This is a genomic window from Acidobacteriota bacterium (assembly GCA_039028635.1).
Lineage (GTDB): Bacteria > Acidobacteriota > Thermoanaerobaculia > Multivoradales > JBCCEF01 > JBCCEF01.
Map to the genome: position 1 here is coordinate 1 of JBCCHV010000088.1, position 19,314 is coordinate 19,314.

A 19,314-nucleotide genomic window follows, 5' to 3' on the forward strand; every position below is an offset into this window, starting at 1 on the left:
CCGCCGAGGTCGGGGGTGAAGGCGCACGACATGTGCGTGCGCCTGAGGGGGGCGCCTTTAGCCCCCCTGAAATAAACAGCAGGCGCTGAATAAGTTCAGGTTCGAGGACTTCCGGCCCGCGTGGGACCCCGAGCCCAGCGGGCGAGGCGGCGCCGAAGGCGCCGAGGACGGGGGTGAAGGCGCGCGACATGCGCGCGCGCCTGAGGGGGGCGCCTTTTAGCCCCCCTGAAATAAACAGCAGGCGCTGGAATCCGCGAAGCGGATTTTTTCAGCAGCCTGCTAGTCGTCGATGTAGCCGTCGCGGGAGCGTAGCCGCACTCCCGGCTGCTTGACCCGCACCGACAGGCGGCGCCAGCTGCCATCGTGGCGCACCACCGTCGGCTGGAAGCCGAGCACGTACTGCTCGCGCAGCTCGGCGAGCACTTCGCGCACCGCCACCGCGGTCTGATCGATGGTGTCGAGGGTGATCACCCGACCGCCGCTGTCGTCGACGATGCGGCGCAGCAGGGAAAACTCGGCGCGGTATCGGTCGGGATCCTTCCAGGCCGAGTAGCGGGCTTCCTCGCGATCTCGCGGGTCGGTGCGGATCCAGAAGATCTGGGCGCGGCTGCGCCGCGCCAGCCAGGCGACGTCGGCCATCTCGAGGGTGCTGTGGCTGTCGACGCCGTCGGTCAGCAGCAGCAGGACCCGTCGGCCCTGGCGCCCCTCGAGCTCCTTGAGGCCGAAGTAGAGGTGGTCGGCGAGGGCGGTGCCGCCGGTGGCCCGGACCTTGGTCAGGCCGGCGAGGGCACGGCGCGCATCGGTGGCGAAGGGCGGGGCGTGGAGGAGGCGGTCCGAGAACAAGCGAATCGCCGCCTCGTCCTCCGGGTTCGACAGCCCTTGCACGAAGGCGGCTGCGCCCCGCAGGGCGAAGCGCAGCCGTCGGCCGGCCATGCTCGAGCTGGCGTCGATCAGGATGCTGGCGGTGATCTCGACATCGCCGCGGCCGAAGGTGACGATCTGCTGGCGGGAGCCGTCGTCGTAGATCTCGAAGTCTTCGCGACCGAGGTGGAGCACCCGGCGGCCCTGGGCGGTGGCGGTGACATAGATCGGCCGCAGCTCGGCATCGATCTGCGAGTCGACCTGAAAGGCCGGGAAGTCGGCCACCATCTCGCCCATCGTGTAGCCCCGGAAGGAGGCCCGCAGGCGCAGGCTGCGGGGGCGATTCTCGGGCCCGGCATCAAACTCGATCTCCCACGGCGGCTCGCTCTTGAAGCCCAAGACCTGATCGCCGAACAGCACCTCGATGCGATCGACGGGAGCGTCGCCGATGATCTCGACGACGGCCCGTGACGGGCCGATCAGGGGTTGCGTGCGGGGCGGGGCCAGCAACATGAGATCGACCTCCTGGGCGGCGACCTGGGGGGCCGAGGAGAGCATCGCCGCGGCGGCCAGGAGAACACCGAGGGCGCGCCGGCTCATGGTCTGTCTCCGGCTTGGGTGAGCTTCTCGCCGAGACCCGGCAAGGCTTGCTCTGCCACCTCGATCAACGACTGACGGGCGCGGCCGAAGGACTCCTCCGGCGGGCGGTCGTAGCGTTTGCGGGGTGACTCGCGGTCGCTCTTCGGGCGAATGCCGTGAACGATCTCGAGGGCGCGGGCAGGATCCCGCTGACGGTCGTAGACGTGGGCCAGCAGAAGCGAGATGCCCGGATCCTCGGGCAAGCGGCCGCGGGCTCTGAGGAGCAGGGCCAGGGCGCCTTCGAAGTCCTTGCGCTGGAGGTGTTGGCGGGCCCTCTCCTGGAGGACCAGGGCGGCGACCCAGGGCGGCGCCTGGTCGAGGTCGACTCCCGCCAGGGCCTGCGCCGCACCGCGCCGATCGCCCATGCGGGCGAGGTTCACGGCGAGTCGCAGGCGCCCCTCGGCATGGCTCGGATGGGCCTTCACCAGCTCATCGAGGAGGCTGCGGGCCTTGCCGTAGGCGCCGTGGCGCTCGAACAGGACCGCCAGCCCCAGGAGAGCCGCCTCGTTGCCGGCGTCGAGCTGTCGGGCGCGTTGCAGGAGTCGGCTGCCGCTGGCCGGCAGGTGGGCGGCGATCAGGTGGCCGCCGAGGGTGGCGAGGGCCTGGGCCCCGAGGTCGGGCTCGCCGCCGAGCTCGAGGTAGGTCTCGATCAGACGCTCGACATGGAGACGGCTGTGACTGCCGAGGGAGTAGGCGCGCCGTCCCTGGTAGCGGCGGTAGAGCTCCTGGTGCAGGCGAATCAGCGGCAGCAGGGTCGCCGGGCGGTCGCCGGCGAGGTCCCGGGCGGCCTGCAGCTCGCCGTCGCCGAGGCTGCCGAGGGACGAGCCGATGGACTGCGATTCGAGCTCGAAGACCGCCTCCAGGGCGGCCGCCGAGCGATTCTCGGTCAGCGGCTCGAGGGCTTGGCGGTAGCTCGCCGCGAGCTGTCGTAGGCGTTTGCGCTCGCGCCGTTTGCGCGGCTGATCGGGACTCGCGATCGGCCCTGCGTCGACCAGGGCGGTGGCCTCATCGAGGCGCCAGCGCAGGTCGGTCCACTGCAGTGAGCGCTCGCGGGCGGAATCCGCCAGAATCAGCACCCGGATGGCCTGCGACGGTTGGTCGACGAGGGCGAGCTCGTACTCGCCGGTCGCCAGCTCCGGAACCTCGAAGGTGAGGGCGGCGGGCTGGCCGCCGACCCGCTCTGCCGTGATCGGCGTTACGGTGCCGTCGGCAGCGCGGATTTGGAGCTCGACGGCGCCATCCTCGGAAGTGCCCCAGAAGTGCCCCCGGGCCGGTCGCTCGGTGCTCAGGACCGGCAGCGCCGCCGGCGAGCGTACGGTGCCGTCGTCGGCGGTGAAGGGGTAGGCGTCGCTCTCTCCCAGGCTCCAGGAGCGAATCGCGATCCAGGAGTCCCGGTCGTCCGGCGTCGGGAACGACAAGATGGCGTCCGCAGGCATTGCGATGCGACGCTGCAGCAGCGTTTCCTGCCCCGAGGTGGCGTTGCGCACCAAGAGGCGGAGGGTGTAAGTCCCGGGGGCGAGATCGAGGGCTCCGAAGATCTTCAGTCCGCTTTGCCAGACGGCTTCTCCGAGCTGCCTCAGATCGATTCCGAAGGCTTCCGCAAGGTGGCCGGCGATGACTCCCTCGGAGTCGATGGCGTAGGCGAAGAGCTCGCCGCGAATGCGCTCCTCGGAGGTCCCGGCGAGGAACGAGGGGCCATCGATCTCGACCAGCAGCGGCAGTCGCGCCGCTCCCGGGGGCTGGCTGGCGTAGACCTCGACCGCGATCGAGCCGCCTTCGGCGGCGGTCAGGACGCGGCCGGCGACGGCGGCGGAGACGCCGCGCAGGCCATGACCGCGCAGCACCCAGTCACCATCGAAGGGGGATGCCGTGGGCTCCGCGAGGAGCTCTTCGAGGTCCTGTGCCGCCAGACCTGGGACGACGCCGAGCAAGCAGGCGATGGCGACGAGGCAGAGGCGGCGTTTCACCGCGAGCCCTGCTCACTTTCCGCACCGACGTCGATCTCGAGATTGACGGTGGCGTCGATGCGTGCCACCCGATCACGGGCTCCGACGGCGATGCGCTGGGCGCCGCCGCGCATCGCCAGGCGCATGGGGTAGGCGGCGGCTCCGGTGAGGGCTTCGAAGAGGCGCTCGTTAGGGATCTCGATTGGCAGGTCGATCTGCTGGAAGGGCGAGATGCGTCCCTGGTCGTCGCGCACCGCCACGAACAGCGTCACCTGGCCCCGATGGCGTTCGCCGGAGGGCAGCAGGAGGAGCTTCTCGAACGGAATCTTTACCATCACCGGCACTTCGAAGCGATCCTTGCCGGTGGCTTCCGCCGCTCCCGGCTCGAGGCGGACGTCGAGGGCATTGTCGGTCACGCCGTAGTGCAACGCCGACAGGGTCTGGTCCTGCAGGACCTCGAGCTCGTTCTTCTCACGGTAGCCCTGCAGGTGCCTCACCACCAGGCCCTTGGCCTCCGGCGAGCGCAGGCGGATCTCGATCTCGTGGTACTCCTCGTCGGCCTGTTGGCTCGGCGAGTAGCCCAGCGAGTAGAAGGTGGTGACGTCGTTCTCGATCCGCGCCATCAGGCCGGCGAGGTTGCTGGTGCGGGTGAAGGCGACGCCGCCGGTCTCCTCGGCGAGGCGCAGCAGGCTCGACTCGAGACTCATTTGCTCGAGGGTGCGGGCGGTGCGCGAGAAGGCGCCGCGGCCATCGGTCGTGCCGCTGCCGGCGAACTCCGCCGACACGCCGTTGCCGGCGAGGCGGGAGCCGGGCGTGATGGGGTAGAAGGCGACGCGCTGGGCGGCCGCCTCTTCCACCAGATCGTCGATCAGGCGGGTGGTGTCGAACTCGCCGGAGCCCAGGCAGGTGAGCTCGCCGAGGGCGCCGTTCTGGCCGTTCTGAATCAGCCAGTCTTCGAACTTGCCGCGCCAGGCCTCGACCAGGGCATCGGCCGGCTGGGTGGGTAGGCCGTCGCTCAGAAAGAGCAGCGCCTTGCGCCCCGGCAGGCTGGCCAGAGTGCGCACGAAGCGTCCGAGGTGCTCGACCGTGTGCTGGGTCTGGCCGCGGCGCTGCTCGGCGACGGTGCGGATCCGGCGGGCGAGGCGCTCGGCGTCGAGAACGGCGGTCTCGAAAAGTGGGTTGCTGAAGCCGCCGGAGTTGGGCGGCTCGAGGGCGGCGCGCTGGATCTCGCGCTGCAGGCCGCGGTAGTCGGCGATGGTGCGCGAGAAGCCGCCCACCCGCTGCTCGAGCTCGGTGATCGCCTGGCGCAGGCGCTCGGCATCGCCGGTGAAGGGCTCGGAGACCCGCAGGGTATCGCCGAGGGCGACCAGCATGGCCTGATCCTCGGCCCCCCAGCTGCCGTCGAGCAGCTCCTTGAGCTTGTCGAACAGCAGATTGCGATTGCGCGGGTCGAGATTGTTCTCGTCGACGAAGACGACGAGCTGGAGGTTGCGGGTGGCCGGCTCCGTGGGGCCGCCGAGGAGCTCCGCCTCCTCGCGGTCGCGGGCCTGCCTCTGCTCGATGGCGAGGAAGTTGGTGAGCTCGACCGGCTCGCCGTCTTCGAGGACTTCGAAGTCGTCGCGGGTGAGGCCGGTGACGGGGGCGCCGTCCTTGTCCGTGACCATCACCTCGACGTTGATCACCCGTACGTCGACGGTGTCGAGGAACAGGTCCTGGGCGGCAGCGGCCAGCGGGCAGGCCAGGGCGAGGGCCGCCGCCGTGGCGAGGGCACGGAGAGCTCGAGAATGCCTGAGACGAAGTTGCATGGTGAGTCCTTCCTCCGGAGAAGAGTCTCCCGGCATGGTGAATCTATGTGCCTCCAGTATGCACAAAGGTTGGGCGGACTCCAAGGCTGGCGAAGAAAGACCGTCTCGAGCCTAAAGAAAAAAGCCCCGGCCTGACGGCCGGGGCTTTCGTTCCGCGGGGTCTGGTGAGACCTAGAAGCGGAAGCCGACCGAGAACCGGAAGGTCCGCGGCGTCTGGAAGTCGTTCTCGTTCAGCGGCTGGCCGAAGTTGTCGTTGCGGCGGAAGTTCACGCCCTCGACCGGAGTCTCGGTGAAGGGGTTGAACGGAGCCAGAACGGTGACGCCCTCGTTGTCATCGAGACCGTTGGGGTCGATGACGCCGTCGGCGTCGAGAACGTTGATCACCTCCGGCTGCAGGAACAGCTCGATGCCGCGGCCGAAAACGTTGAAGGTGAAGGAGTAGTTGAGGGACAGGTCGACGCGCGTGATGTCGTCCGTGCGGAAGGCATCGCGATCAGTGAAGAAGTAGCTGATCGAGGTCGGCGGCGTCTGGTAGCCCGGGTTGTTGACGAAGGGACTCGGGTTGATGTTGGCGTTCGCCGCGTACGGCTGACCCGAGAAGTAGTTGAGCAGCACGGTGCCGTTCAGGTTGTGGAAGCCGGTGTTGACGAGGTCGTAGGAACCCCAGACACGCAGCTTGTGGCGCTGGTCGGTGCGCAGGTCACCATCCGGGAAGTTCCAACGACGCTCCCGGTACTCGGGATAGTCGAGAACGCCACCGGAGACCGGGCCGCTACGGGTCGTCTCACCGTTGATGTTGCCTTCCGTGTTGGACAGCGTGTAGTTGCCCGCCAGGGTGAAGCGATCGGTGAAGCGATAGCGGAACTGGGTGAGGAGACCGGTGTACTCGCGGCTGAGCTGGTCGGAACCGAAGTTGCCGATCAGGGTCAGGTCCGCAGGACCGGACGACGTCTGGACGGTGCCGTTGTCGACGGTGGTCCGGTCGCCGTAGAAGTCTTCCCACTCGCGGTAGACCAGGTCAGCGCGGAAGAGACCCTTGCTCCCCAGGCGCTTGGTGACGCCGAAGGTGAGCTCCTCGGCGCCCGGCGACGAGAACGTGCCGCGCACCTGGGTGGTCGCACCCGGAACGTTGAGCTGGGTCAGGAAGTTGAAGATCGGGGCGTTCTCGTCGATCTGGTTGAGATCGAACACGCCGCCGAGGGACTGGTACCAGTCGAACACCTCGCGCAGGACCTCGGGGGAGGTCAGGCAGTTGACGTTCGGGGTGCAGTTGGTGTTGAGGGCCGGACCTTCGTAGTCGAACCGGTAGTTACCGATGGCGCCACCGTTGGAGGAGCCGTCGGCGATGTTGCCGGTACCGATGAGGGCCGCGACGTAGGAGCCGTAGCTGGCGTTGAAGACCCACTCGCCGTCGCCGCGCAGGTCATAGCTGGCGCCGAGACGGGGGCTGATCTTGTCGTCGTTGGCGACGGTGGCGCCGGCACTGTTGGTGCCGTCGTTCTCGTCGTAGCGCACGCCGACGTTGAAGCTCCACTTGTCATTGAGCTGCCAGGAGTCGTTGACGTAGAAGCTGTTGGTCTTGAAGGACGTCGGCTGGGCGAGGTCGGTGTTGAAGACCGCGAACCAACGAATCCAGGGCTGCGACGAGGCGTTGGGATCGAAGATCGGGAACGGGCTGCCGTTGACACTGTCGAGGACAATGTTGCCGGCGGCGTCGCGCACGACGTCCGAGCCGTAGACCGTGAAGTCGCTACCGGTCTGGTGGTTGATCGAGAAGATGCTGTCCTCGAAGGAGTCGTAGCCGAACTTGAGGTCGTGCGTACCGGCACCTTCGGTGGTCAGGAAGTAGCTCAGGTTGGCGAGCTGGTTCTCGTTGTCGCGGGACTGGTCTTCGCAGGAGCCGCAGAAGGTCGGCGACCAGTAGCGGAAGCCCTCGCCGCGGGTCCGGATGAGGGTACCCTCGATGAGATCCGGCACACCGCCGGCGCCGCGCGCGATGATGAACTCACGCTCCGACAGCTGGGCCTCGACGAACAGATTCGAGGTCAGGATGCCGGTGTAGTTGATCGACTGAATCTCCTGCGGATCCTCGCGCATGGCGTTGATGCTGCGCAGGTCGAGGACGGTACCGAAGTCGGTGTTGGTCCGCACGCGCTCGATCTCGAGGTAGGAGCCGATCAGGCTGTGGCTCGGATGCGGCGTGACGGTCAACTTGCCCTCGGTGCGCTCCTCGGAGTCGCTGGTGCCGTAGGTGATGTTGGTGATGTCGGTCGAGTTCGAGCCGGTGGTCTCGAGGTCGCGGCCGGCGGCGAAGAACCACAGGTGGTCCTTCCACAGGAAACCGCCGAGGGTGGCCTCGAAGGTCTCGCTGATGTCGTCGACGCGTTCGCCGGAGAGCTCGGTCTCGGAGATCCAGTCGTCGTTGGTCAGGTTGACCCGCAGGGAGCCCTCGAACTCGTTACCACCGGACTTGGTGATCGAGTTGACGACACCACCGGTGAAACGGCCGTACTCGGCGGAGATGCCGGACACGGCGACGGTGGTCTCCTGGATGGCGTCCTCGATGAACAGCGGCAGGATGGAGCCGCGCACGTTCTCGTTGATCACCACACCGTTGATCAGCCAGAGGTTCTCGAAGGACATGGCGCCGGAGATCGACGGTGCCGAGCTCGGGCCGGTGTTGGCGACGCCCGGAGCCAGGTTGACGGCGGAGGCCATGTTGCGCTGCACCGGCAGGTTCTCGAGCTCATCGAGGGTGATGTTCGAAGCACCCGTGATGTTCTCCGAGATCGCTGCCTGGGCGGCGGTGACCACGATCTCCTCGCTGACCGCGCCGAGCTCCATCGTGATGTTCGACAGAGTGGCGTTGGCGGCCGAGATCTTGACCTGCTGAGTCGAGGTCTTGAAGCCCTCGAGCTCGTAAGTGACCTGGTAGTCCCCAGGCGGGAGGAAGGCGACCTTGTAGTCACCGTTGACCCCAGTCGTGGTGACGCGAGAGCCCTGCAGGCTCGGCGACGTCGCCGTGATGGTGACCCCCGGGAGGCCCGCACCGTCCTGATCGGTGATGCGGCCGTTGAGGGTTCCGGTGGGGTTCTGGGCAAACACCGTCGGCGCCAGCAGTAGGCCGATGGCGATACCCAAGAAGATGATCCGGCTCATGTGGCCAGTCGTCCTCATTCGGTTAACTCCTTTCATACGCTTCCTCACGCCGGAAGCTGCGGTTGAAACTCGGCCCCGGAGTCAAAGTCCGAGGCGTCCCATCTCCGGAAGATCCCCTATCAGGTCGCCGATGCGACAGAAAGGTGACGTTCCTCAGCCATTCATTCCATCTTCGCGCTGCAAGCGGTAGGCCACCGTTACAGGGACGAGACGGAATTTTACAAGTCCTTTACCCAGAGGGGTTTGGACAAAAAACGTGCAAACTGGACCGGCGGGCTGGGAGTTTCCTCCGCAAGTGCTGACTGATGAGAGCTTTAGCTGCCCACAACCGGTGCTGTTTCAAGACAGAACTCCAAATCATTGAATCCAGCGGATTGGATGTTGAAGGGCGCTTCCACTGCTGGCGGAAACGCTGAATCATACGCCGGAATTCACCCACCATCCTACTACGGAGGTGGGAGGAGCGCCAGCCGAAAAGGCTCGCCCTCCGGGAAGAAAAAGCCCCGGCCTGTCGGCCGGGGCTTGGTACTGCAGGGTTGATCGCCGCTCCTAGAAGCGGAATCCGACCGAGAACCGGAAGGTCCGCGGCGTCTGGAAGTCGTTCTCGTTCAGCGGTTGACCGAAGTTGCTATTGCGACGGTAGTTCACTCCCTCGACCGGCGTTTCGGTGAAGGGATCGAAGGGAGCCAGCAAGGTAATCCCTTCGTTGGCGTCGAGACCGTTGGGGTCGATGACGCCATCGGCATCGAGAACGTTGATCACCTCCGGCTGCAGGAACAGCTCGACGCCGCGACCGAAGGCGTTGAAGGTGAAGGCATAGTTGAGGGCCAGGTCGACCCGCGTGATGTCGTCCGTGCGGAAGGCGTCGCGGTCCGTGAAGAAGTAGGTCACGGCGGTTGGCGGCGTCTGGTAGCCCGGATTGTCGACGAACGGTCGCGGGTCGATGTTGGCATTGGCGCCGTAAGGCTGGCCCGAGAAGTAGTTCAACAGCACGGTGCCGTTGAGGTTGTGGAAGCCGGTGTTGATCAGGTCGTAGGAGCCCCAGACACGCAGCTTGTGGCGCTGATCCGTGCGCAGGTCACCGTCCGGAAAGTTCCAGCTCGCCTGGATGTACTCAGGGTAGCTCTGGATGGTGGCCGGGATCGGGCCGCTGCGGGTGGTTTCGCCGTTGACGTTGCCCTCGGTATTGGACAGGCTGTAGTTGCCCGCGAAGGTGAAGCGATCGGTGAAACGGTAGCGGAACTGCGTGTGGAGGCCGGTGTAGTCGCGGCTGAGCTGGTCGGAACCGAAGTTGCCGATCAGGGTCAGGTCCGCCGGGCCCGACGAAGTCGGCACCGTGCCATTGGCGAGAGTGGTGTTGTTGCCGTAGAAGTCCTCCCATTCGCGCAGCACGACGTCGGCACGCAGGAGGCCCTTGCTGCCGAGACGCTTGGTGACACCGAAGGTCAGCTCCTCGGCGCCCGGCGACTCGAGGGTGCCGCGCACCTGGGTGGTGGCACCCGGAATGTTGATCCGGTTCAGGAAGTCGAAGATCGGAGCGTTCTCGTCGATCTGGCTGAGATCGAACACGCCGCCCTGCGACTGGTACCAGTCGAAGACCTCGCGCAGTACCTCCGGTGAGGTCAGGCAATCGACATTCGGAGTGCAGTTGGTATTGATCGCCGGGCCGGCGTAGTCGAACCGGTAATCGCCGACGGCACCACCGTTGGAGGAACCGTCACCGATGCTGCCGGTGCCCACCAGAGCCGCGACATAGGAGCCGTAGCTGGCGTTGAAGACCCACTCGCCGTCACCGCGCATGTCGTAGCTGGCGCCGAGGCGGGGGCTGATCTTGTCGTCGTTGGCGACGGTGGCGCCGGCACTGTTGGTGCCGTCGTTCTCGTCGTAGCGCACGCCGACGTTGAAGCTCCACTTGTCGTTGAGCTGCCAAGAGTCGTTGACATAGAAGCTGTTGGTCTGGAAGGACGTCGGCTGGGCGAGGTCCTCGTTGAAGATGGCGAACCAGCGGATCCAGGGCGTCGACGAGGCGTTGGGATCGAAGATCGGGAACGGGCTGCCGTTGGCGCTGTCGAGAACGATGTTGCCAGCGGCGTCGCGCACGACGTCCGAGCCGTAGACCGTGAAGTCGCTACCGGTCTGGTGGTTGATCGAGAAGATGCTGTCCTCGAAGGTGTCGTAGCCGACCTTGAGATCGTGCGTACCGCCGCCCTCGGTGGTCAAGAAGTAGCTCAGGTTGACGAGCTGGTTCTCGTTGTCCCGGGACTGATCTTCACAGGAGCCGCAAAAGGTCGGCGACCAGTAGCGGAAGCCCTCGCCGCGGGTGCGGATGAGGGTGCCCTCGATGAGGTCCGGCACACCGCCGGCGCCGCGCGCGATGATGAACTCACGCTCCGACAGTTGGGCCTCGAGGAACAGGTTCGAGGTCAGGATGCCGGTGTAGTTCACCGACTGGATTTCCTGCGGGTCCTCGCGCTGAGCGTTCAGGCTGCGCAGATCGAGGACGGTTCCGAAATCGGTGTTGGTCTGGACTTGCTCGATCTCGAGGTACGAGCCGATGACGCTGTGGCTCGGGTGTGGCGTGATCGTCAGCTTGCCTTCGGTGCGCTCCTCGGAGTTGCTCGTCGGATAGGTGATGTTGGTCAGGTCGGTCGAGTTGGTGTTGCTGGTTTCGCGGTCGCGGCCGGCGGCGAAGAACCACAGGTGGTCCTTCCACAGGAAGCCGCCGAGGGTGGCCTCGAAGGTCTCGCTGATGTCGTCGACGCGCTCGCCGGAGAGCTCCGTCTCGGAGATCCAGTCGTCATTGGTCAGGTTGGCCCGGAAGGAGCCTTCGAACTCGTTACCACCGGACTTGGTGATCGAGTTGACGACGCCGCCGGTGAAGCGGCCGTACTCGGCGGAGATGCCGGACACGGCGACGGTGGTCTCTTGAATGGCGTCTTCGATGAACAGCGGCAGGATCGAGCCGCGCACGTTCTCGTTGATCACCACGCCGTTGATCAGCCAGAGGTTCTCGAAGGACATGGCGCCGGAGATCGATGGCGCCGAGCTCGGGCCGGTGTTGGCGACCCCCGGTGCGAGATTGATCGCCGAAGCCATGCTGCGCTGCACCGGCAGATTCTCGAGCTCATCGAGGGTGATGTTGGAGGCGCCGGTGACGGTCTCCGAGATGGCCGCCTGGGCGGCGGTCACCACGATCTCTTCGCTGACCTCACCGAGCTCCATAGTGATGTTCGACAGAGTGGCGTTGGCGGCCGAGATCTTGACCTGCTGGGTCGAGGTCTTGAAGCCCGCGAGCTCGTAGGTGACCTGGTAGTCCCCGGGCGGCAGGAAGGCGACCTTGTAGTCGCCGTTGACGCCGGTGGTGGTGACCCGTGAGCCCTGCAGGCTCGGCGACGCTGCCGTGATGGTGACGCCGGGGAGACCGGCTCCATCCTGGTCGGTGATGCGTCCGTTGAGAGTGCCTGTCGGGTTCTGAGCGAACACCGTCGGCGCCAGTAGCAGGCCGAGGGTGATTGCCACGAGAACGGCCCGACTCCAATGGCCAGTGGTCTTCATGCGATGGACTCCTATGAGAAGTTGTCGGCGCCACTCGATGCGCCTAGCGGTTGGTCGGGGAACCGCCCCGACGCGGAAGCGAAAGCGAGCCGCCGCCCTCACGGGCTTCATCGGTCGCTGTCCATCGCCAGTCTTATTTTGCAAGCCTTAAGCCATTGTGAACTTTCTGTTCAAGTGTCTGAATTTAAATGGCTTGTGAGGTTTGTCGATGGTCATTCGAAGGTCCTCCCGTCTTGCTCCTTGAATCCGGCGTACGGAAATTTGAATGTATCGGCATCGTCACAGGAACTGTGCCATCGCCCCTTGGGCATGGCTTGAAATGCAGTTGCCTTCTGCGCCGCCGAGAGCCTGTTACGATCCCCCCTCTCGACCATGGACGCCTTGCCGCCAACCTCGCCGCAGCCAGCCCCGGGCCACCGTCGTCTTGGTAAGGCCCCGAAGGGCCGCGAGATCGCCGTTGCGCTGGCGTTGGCGGCCGCCGTCATGGGCTGCGGAACCCCTTCGTCTCGGGACGACGGGCCGTCGTCGGTACCCTCGCGGGCGGGTTCCGACGGCGAGGTCTTTCGCGACATCGCCGCCGCCTCGGGTCTCGAGTTCCGCCACTTCAACGGAATGTCCGGCGAGCTCTATCTCTCGGAGATCACTTGCGCCGGCGGCGCCTTCGGCGATTTCGACGGCGATGGTGACCTCGATGTCTACCTTTTGCAGGGCGCCATGCTGGGACCCGGCAAAGAGTTCGACGACGCCACCGAGGCACCGTCCGAGCGGCCGCCGCGGGACCGCCTCTTCCTCAACCGCCTGGCCGAGAGCGGTGAGGTGGCCTTTGTCGATGGCAGCGCTGGCCTGGGGGTGGCGGCCACCGGATATGGCTGCGGAGTCGCCACCGGCGACTTCGATGGCGACGGTCGCCTCGACCTGTATCTCGCCAACCTGGGCTCGAATCAACTGTTGCGGAATCTCGGTGGCGGTGCCTTCGAAGACGTCACCGAGGCGGCCGGCGCCGACGATCGGCGGTCGAGCGTGACGGCGGCCTTCGTCGACTATGACCGCGATGGCTGGCTCGACCTCTTCATCGGCAACAACGTCGAGTTCGATCACTCCGGCGAAACGGTTTGTCGCAGTCTCACCGGGGCGCCCGACTACTGTGGTCCGGGGGCCTATCCCTCGCAGGCGGATCGTCTGCTGCGCAACCGCGGGGACGGCACCTTCGAGGACGTGACGGCCGCCGCCGGCCTCGGCCGGCAGCGCCTGCCCACCCTCGGCGTGACCGTCGCCGATCTCGATGGCGACGACTGGCTCGACCTCTATGTCGCCAACGACGGCAAGCCCAATGGCCAGTGGGTCAACGACCGCGAGGGGGGCTTCCGGGACGCGGCCCTGGCGGCGGGCAGCGCGGTCAATGGCAGCGGTGCGGCCGAGGCCAGCATGGGAGTCGATGCCGGCGACTTCGACAACGATGGCGATGAAGACCTCTTCTTGGCCCATCTGATCAAGGAGAGCAACACCCTTTACCGAAACGATGGCCGGGGCCGCTTCGACGACCGCACCAGCAGCGCCGGTCTGGCTTCGCCGAGCCTGCCGTTCACCGCCTTCGGCTCTGGTTGGCTGGACTACGACAACGACGGCCACCTCGATCTCCTGGTGGTCAATGGCGCCGTCACCATGATCCCGGCCCTGGTGGCCTCCGGCGACCCCTTTCCGCTACATCAGCGCAACCAGCTCTTCCGCAATCTCGGCGACGGCCGCTTCGTCGAGACCACCGCCAGTGCCGGCGAGGTCTTCGAGCTTTCCGAGGTCAGCCGTGGGGCCGCCTTCGGCGACATCGACAACGATGGCGACGTCGATGTCCTGGTGGTCAACAACAGTGGTGAGGTGCGCCTGCTCGAAAATCGCCTGGGGCAGGATGCCGGCTGGCTCGGGCTGCGACTGGTCGGGCCCAGCGGCGGCGATGCGCTCGGCGCCCGGGTGACCTTGCGCACCGCCAGCGGGGAGCGGCGGCTCCGCCGGGTGCGCAGCGAAGGCAGCTACAACGCCGCCCACGATCCGCGCGTTCTCTTTGGCCTCGGCGGCGAGCGGGAAGTCGACGCCGTCGAGGTACGCTGGCCCGACGGTCGCGTCGAGCGCTTCGCGGCGCCGCCGACGGGGGTCTACACGACCCTGGTCCAGGGTCAGGGCGAGGAGATCTCACCGTCGGGGGCCAGCTCGCCCTCGGCGGCCGAGCCATGACCCAGCATCTGCGAGCCACCCCGAAAGGGCTCCTCGCCCTGGTCGCGGCGGTCAGCTGTTGGTCCTGCGGCGGTGTTCCGGAGCCGCGCTGGATCGACGCCACCGTCGCCTCGGGCCTCGACTTCGTCCACGACAACGGGATGGATGGCAGCTTCACCATCGGTGAGGTGATGGGGAGCGGGGGAGCGCTCTTCGACTTCGACCGCGACGGCGATCTCGACCTTTTCCTGGTGCAGGGCGGATCGCTGAAGCAGCCGGCCGAGCGGCCCGGCGACCGGCTCTATCGCAATGAAGGCACGGTCGATGGCGTGCCGCAGTTTCGCGATGTCACCGCCGCCAGCGCCCTGGTGGAGCAGGACTACGGCATGGCGGTGGCGGTCGCCGACTACGACAACGATGGCTGGCTGGACCTCTACGTCACCAACGACGGGCCCAACCGCCTGTGGCGCAACCGCGGCGACGGCACCTTCGAAGACGTCACCGCCCGCGCCGGCGTGGAGGAGGAGCGCTGGAGCGTGCCGACCTTGTTCTTCGACTATGACGGCGACGGCTGGAGCGACCTCTATGTCGGCAACTACCTCGAGCACGATCCCGCCACCGCCCCTCGCTGCACCACCACGGCCGGTCGCCGGGACTATTGCGGTGCGCTCAATTTCCCGCCCGTCGAGGACCGCCTGTGGCGCAACCGCGGTGACGGTACCTTCGAGGACGTCACCGCCGAGGTCGGTCTGGCTCGGGGCACCACGGCCCCCGGCGCCGCCCTCGGGGCGCTGGCGGCGGACTTCGACGGCGATGGCCGCCTCGATCTCTATGTCGCCAACGACGCCACCTCCAACCACCTGTGGCTCAACCGCGGTGACGGCCGCTTCGAAGAGTCGGCCCTGACCGCCGGCCTCGCCGTCAACGGTTCCGGCAAAGCCGAGGCCAGCATGGGGATCGCGGCCGACGACTTCGACGCCGATGGCGACCTCGATCTCCTGCTCACCCATCTGGTGGTCGAGACCAACACCCTCTACCGCAATCTCGGCGGCGGTCGCTTCCGCGACGACACGGCGGTCGTCGGCCTCGGCGGACCGAGCGTCGTGAACACCGGTTTCGGCGCCGTCTGGCTCGACGACGACCGCGACGGCGCCCTCGATCTGCTGGTGGTCAACGGCGCCGTGCAAACCCGCGAAGAGCTGGTGCAGGCGGGAGAGGCGTATCCTCTGCACGAGGAGAATCAGCTATTCCGGGCCCGCGACGGGCGCTTCACGGCCGATTCCCCTCCCGGTGGAGGTCGGTCCGAGGTCAGCCGCGGACTGCTCACCGGCGATGTCGACAACGATGGAGATCTCGATGTGTTGGTGACCAACAATCATGGTCCGGTCCGCCTCTACCTGCGCGCCGGAGTGCCCGTCGGCTCCTGGAGCGGCGTGGTCCTCGAGACCGCTGCCGGCGGTCCGGCGACCGGGGCCGTCGCTGTCGACGGCGCGGGGCGCCACCGCTGGCAGCTCGCTGGCGGCAGCTATGCCAGCGTCAGCGACTGGCGCTGGCAACTCACCGGCGCGGCGGCGACGGCCGCCACCCTCGAGGTGCGATGGCCGGACGGCACCGTCGAGGCTTGGCGCGACCTTCCCCGCGGTCGCTACAGCACCCTGCGGCAGGGAGCCGGAGACAGCCTGGGGGTGGAGCGATGAACCGCCGGTGGTGCCGTCGGCTCCTCGCTGGCCTCGTCCTCGTCGCGCTCCCATCCTGCGGCGGTTCGTCCTGGCCGGACCTCGCGCCGCTGCCGGCTCTCGATCTGGCGAGCGCCGAGGAGGGGGCTCGCGAGCAGCTCGAGGGCAAACGCCGGTCCCTCGACGATCTGCTGGCGGCGGAGGCGACGCCGGTGGGGCGCGAGGCGGCGGCGGAGACTTTCGGCGAGCTCGGGCTGCTCTATGTCGCCTATGAGTTCCTGGCCGCTGCCGAGGTGTGCCTCGAGAACGCTGCGCGGCTGCAGCCGGACGACTACCGCTGGACCTATCTCCAGGGGTACCTGCTGGGGGTCCAGGGCCGCCTACCGGAGGCGGTCGAGCGCTATCGCCGAGCCCAGTCCCGAGCACCGGACTTTCTGCCCTTGCCCCTGCGCCTCGGACGGGCCCATCTCGATCTCGGGGACGGGGCGGAGGCGCGTCGCGCCTTCGAGCGCGCCCTCGAGCTCGACCCGCAGGCGGCCGCCGGCCACGAAGGGCTCGGTCGGGTGGCGGCGATGGAGGGCGATGCGGCGGCGGCGGTGGCGGCCTTCGAGCGCGCCCTCGAGCTCGAGCCGCGGGCTTCCGGCGTCTACTACGCGCTGTCCCAGGCGCTGCGCGAGCTCGGCCGGAGCGAGGCCGCCGACACTGCTCTGGCGCGCCGGGGCGATGTGGCGACGCGCATTCCCGATCCGCTGATCAACTCCCTGGCCTCGGTGGCGGAGAGCTCGCAGTTCTACCTCATGCAGGGCGCCGAGGCGCTCGACGATCAGCGCTTCGAAGACGCCGTCGGGGCCTACCGTGAGGCGATTGCGCGCGATGGCGGCCAGCTCCAGGCGCATCGCGGTGTGGCCGTCGCCCTCGACGGACTGGGGGACACGGTGGGTGCGGCACAGGCCTTGGCCGAAGGCTTGGACCGGGCCGACTCGGCGACGCCGGCGGCCGAAGTCGGCGAAGCGACGCGTTTCCTCGGCAGTTTGCTGGTGCGTCTCGACCGCGAGGGCGAGGCCATCGATCTCTTCCGCCGCTCCCTCGGCGCGGCTCCGGATCAACCGGCGGTGCGCCTGGCCCTCGCCAACTCGTTGGCTCGGCAGCAGCGCTGGCAAGAGGCCCGCCAGGAGTTCGACGCTCTGATCGCAGCCATGCCGCAAGCCTCTCCGGTCCTGCTCGAGAAGCGCGGTACCGTCCTGCTGCAGCTCGGCGAGCGGGCCGAGGCGCTCGAGGATTTTCGCCAGGCCGCCGCCGCCGATCCCCGCGACCCGGCCCTCCGGCAGCGCTTGATGCGGGCCTTCGAGGCCCTCGGCGAGAGCCGGGCGGCGAGCCGCGAGCGCGCCGCCCTCCAGCGACTCGCCGGGGAGAGCGATTCACCAACCCTGCTCGCCGCCGCCGAGGCGCGGGTACGCGCCGGTGATCACGCCGGAGCCATCGTCGCCTATCGGGAGGTCCTCGAGCAGGATGGCTCGGCCTTGCCGGCACGCCTCGGCCTGGCTTCGGTGCTCGGCCATCTCGGCCGCTATGACGAGGCGGCGGAGGAGTTCGCTCGCCTGCTGGCGGCGGCGCCGCGGTCGGCGGCGGCCCATCGTGGCCGGGTGGTGTCGTTGCTGCTCGGCGAGCGCTACGGCGAGTGTCGAGTCGCGCTGCAGGACGCCCTGCGCAGCTTTCCACGGGATCGCGCCTTCGCCCTCACCCAGGTGCGCTTGTTGGCCTCGGCGCCCGATGTTCGGGTGCGCGACGGCGCTCTGGCCCTGGAGATTGCTCGCCGCCTCGCCGAGGAGGACGATTCCCGGCAGGTCCGCTCGGTCCTCGCCCTGGCCCACGCCGAGGCCGGCCTCTTTCCGCGTGCCGTCGAGCTAGAGCGCGGTTTGTCGTCGTCGGGTGAGCGCCTCGAGGCCTTCGAGGCCGGGCGTGCCTGGATCAGCCAGGGCCCCGACGAGCTCTTGGTGGATTTGCGTTAGAGGCCCGCTGAAAAGGTCGCGCGGCGACTTTCGGTAGAAACAAAAAGTCCCCTCGGACCGACCGCCGTGAGGTCATGGTCCGAGGGGAACCTTCTCGGGGGTTGCGTCGAGAAGGCAGGGAGATTGTGCGATTGAGGACTCTCGGCTCTTTCAGCAGTCTGCTAGCAGATCCTTGAAGAATCTTCGCTCCTGTAGAGATCCCGAGCCCAACGGGCGAGGCGGCGCCGCTAGGTGCCGAGGTCGGGGGAGAGGCCGCACGACATGTGCGTGCGGCCGAGGGGGGCGCCTCTAGCCCCCCTGAAACAGACGGCAGGCGCTGAATAAGTCGCCACGCGACTTTTTCAGTAGCCTGCTACCTGATGATGGCGCCGACCAGCGGGTTGGCGGCGGAGACCTCTTCCAGGGTGACTTCCTCGAGCTCCGGGTTGGCGACGGTCAAGTTGGCGTAGGTGATGGCGCCGCCGTTGGGGCTGGTGCAGAAGAGCTGCTCGACATCGCGCAGGCGGACGGTCACCTTGAGCAGGCCGTCGGAGAAGGTGAAGAAGCGCACGAACCAGTCGAAGCCGGTGAGGTTGCGATCGACCCGCTCGAGGACGCAGAAGCCGGGCTGGTTGGTGACCTCGGCGGTGGGGATACCGGTGCGGCGGCGGAAGGGCGAGTCGCTGAGCAGGGGCACACCGCCGGCGTCGCGGTCGAGAACGCCGAAGACCATGGCGTCGAAGTCGCCTTCGCCGCCGAGGAAGGCGTCGCTGCCGTCACCCGGTGCCCAGATGTTGACGTCGTTGCCGGAGCCGCCAAGGATGATGTCCTTGTTAGGGGCGACGAAGGCCTCGGGTCCGCCGATCAGGATGTCCGCATCGCTGCCACCGTTGAGCACGTCGGCGCCGTTGAGACCGATCAGCACGTCGGGGCCGTCCTGGCCTTCGAGGATGTCGGCGTTGTCGAGGGACTGGTTGATCGCCGAGTCGGCGGGCTGCACCAGCGGGTTGTCCTGGTTGTCGTCGTCGGCCCCCACCAGGACGCCGGCGCGGGTGAAGTCCTTGGTGGCGCCGGCCTGGGCGATGGCGGGGATGAGCAGAAGAGCAATCAGCGTCAGCCCGGTGAGGGCGAAGCGAGACGGGTTTGCGATGGCTTGGGTCATGACGAGCTCCCTTGAAAGATTCGTGTTGTGTTCCAACGGGCTCATCTTGGCTGCGACGGTGGCATCGCGGCTGCCCCCGAACTTCCGAACTTCGGAGGGCAGATGGTGGGACCTGAACACCCGGCCTTGGGGAGGGGGGAGACCTGTCGAAGGTCAGGGAGGGGAGCGGCGGACTGATTCCCCGGTAGAGGGAGGGGGAGTGGACGATCGGCGGTGGCCGAGTCGGAGGTAAAGAGAAGAGCCGCCACCCGCCGACAGGCGGTGGCGGCGCGACACGGGGGGCAACACGGTGAACCCCCCGCGGGCGGTGACGCGACC

The 19,314-nt window shown here is 67.4% G+C and carries 9 protein-coding genes; 3 read left to right on the forward strand and 6 right to left on the reverse strand.

From position 1 onward, the window contains the following. Positions 1 to 279: 279 nt before the first annotated feature. From AAF604_23640 to AAF604_23660, 5 genes are all read right to left on the reverse strand, one after another. Complete coding sequence (locus AAF604_23640) at positions 280 to 1,461, reverse strand: VWA domain-containing protein (GenBank protein MEM7052677.1); 1,182 nt, start codon at positions 1,459 to 1,461, stop codon at positions 280 to 282. Then, on the reverse strand, positions 1,458 to 3,467 hold the full coding sequence (locus AAF604_23645) for a tetratricopeptide repeat protein (protein ID MEM7052678.1): 2,010 nt from the start codon (positions 3,465 to 3,467) through the stop codon (positions 1,458 to 1,460). Before AAF604_23645 ends, AAF604_23640 begins: the two co-directional genes overlap by 4 nt. After that, on the reverse strand, positions 3,464 to 5,251 hold the full coding sequence (locus AAF604_23650) for a VWA domain-containing protein (GenBank protein MEM7052679.1): 1,788 nt from the start codon (positions 5,249 to 5,251) through the stop codon (positions 3,464 to 3,466). Before AAF604_23650 ends, AAF604_23645 begins: the two co-directional genes overlap by 4 nt. A 171-nt stretch (positions 5,252 to 5,422) precedes the next feature. Further along, a complete protein-coding gene (locus AAF604_23655) occupies positions 5,423 to 8,428 on the reverse strand; it encodes a carboxypeptidase regulatory-like domain-containing protein (protein MEM7052680.1) in 3,006 nt (1,001 codons plus the stop codon). 531 nt (positions 8,429 to 8,959) lie between these two features. After that, positions 8,960 to 11,965, reverse strand: a complete 3,006-nt coding sequence (locus AAF604_23660) for a TonB-dependent receptor (GenBank protein ID MEM7052681.1) — start codon at positions 11,963 to 11,965, stop codon at positions 8,960 to 8,962. 372 nt (positions 11,966 to 12,337) lie between these two features. Here AAF604_23660 and AAF604_23665 point away from each other — a divergent pair, with 372 nt between their 5' ends. From AAF604_23665 to AAF604_23675, 3 genes are read left to right on the forward strand one after another with little or no spacing between them, the layout of a single operon-like run. Next, positions 12,338 to 14,191 carry a CRTAC1 family protein gene (locus AAF604_23665; protein ID MEM7052682.1) on the forward strand — a complete coding sequence of 618 codons (1,854 nt, stop codon included), beginning with the start codon at positions 12,338 to 12,340 and terminating at the stop codon, positions 14,189 to 14,191. Next, positions 14,188 to 15,867, forward strand: a complete 1,680-nt coding sequence (locus tag AAF604_23670) for a CRTAC1 family protein (protein MEM7052683.1) — start codon at positions 14,188 to 14,190, stop codon at positions 15,865 to 15,867. Before AAF604_23665 ends, AAF604_23670 begins: the two co-directional genes overlap by 4 nt. Further along, on the forward strand, positions 15,864 to 17,855 hold the full coding sequence (locus AAF604_23675) for a tetratricopeptide repeat protein (GenBank protein MEM7052684.1): 1,992 nt from the start codon (positions 15,864 to 15,866) through the stop codon (positions 17,853 to 17,855). Before AAF604_23670 ends, AAF604_23675 begins: the two co-directional genes overlap by 4 nt. 352 nt (positions 17,856 to 18,207) lie before the next feature. On the opposite strand, the gene AAF604_23680 is transcribed toward AAF604_23675, so the two are convergent. Continuing rightward, positions 18,208 to 18,996: a hypothetical protein gene (locus tag AAF604_23680; protein MEM7052685.1), complete on the reverse strand. Its 789-nt coding sequence runs from the start codon at positions 18,994 to 18,996 to the stop codon at positions 18,208 to 18,210. Positions 18,997 to 19,314: the final 318 nt, after the last annotated feature.